This is a genomic window from Pseudaminobacter soli (ex Li et al. 2025), from assembly GCF_003012705.1.
Taxonomy (GTDB): domain Bacteria; phylum Pseudomonadota; class Alphaproteobacteria; order Rhizobiales; family Rhizobiaceae; genus Pseudaminobacter; species Pseudaminobacter soli.
This window is the reverse complement of the sequence record NZ_PXYL01000076.1, coordinates 1-429: the sequence shown is the minus strand read 5'-3', so window position 1 is coordinate 429 and position 429 is coordinate 1. Positions and strand designations below refer to the sequence as shown.

General features: G+C 49.9%; 1 protein-coding gene and 1 rRNA gene. Both read left to right on the top strand.

What is annotated here, in order from left to right; all coding sequences use genetic code 11:
• Positions 1–290, top strand: a 290-nt coding sequence (locus tag C7I85_RS31480) for a hypothetical protein (protein ID WP_210203118.1), incomplete at its 5' end; no start/stop codon positions are given.
• Positions 291–324: 34 nt separating this feature from the next.
• Positions 325–429 (top strand): 23S ribosomal RNA (locus C7I85_RS30305); the annotation flags it as partial.

Sequence of the window (429 nt, the reverse complement as noted above, 5' to 3'; positions counted from 1 at the left end):
CCATAACCTGGTGTCGAGAGGGTGGTAGAAGACAATCATTCGCAACAAGGTTTGCGACGTGGCTTTCGAGCTCGTTGCCTGTTCTGTTTGACATCGTAAAGAGAAGATTTGTTCGAACTTCATTGGTCGAGCATGACCCCAAAAAGTTGCAAGACTTTTTGGATAAGGATCATGCCGGAAGAATGATTTGTCGCGGTGAGACGCTCAATCTCCCGCATATGATGGGTTTGCCTAACCGCGCCCTCGAACCGATCTCGAGAAGCTGGTCTTTTTGTGCCGATGGCGTTTGAGGTTTATCCTCGGATGAGCATTGGCAATGAGAACGATCAAGTGTCTTAAGGGCAATTGGTGGATGCCTTGGCATGCACAGGCGATGAAGGACGTGATACGCTGCGATAAGCGTCGGGGAGGTGCGAATACCCTTTGATC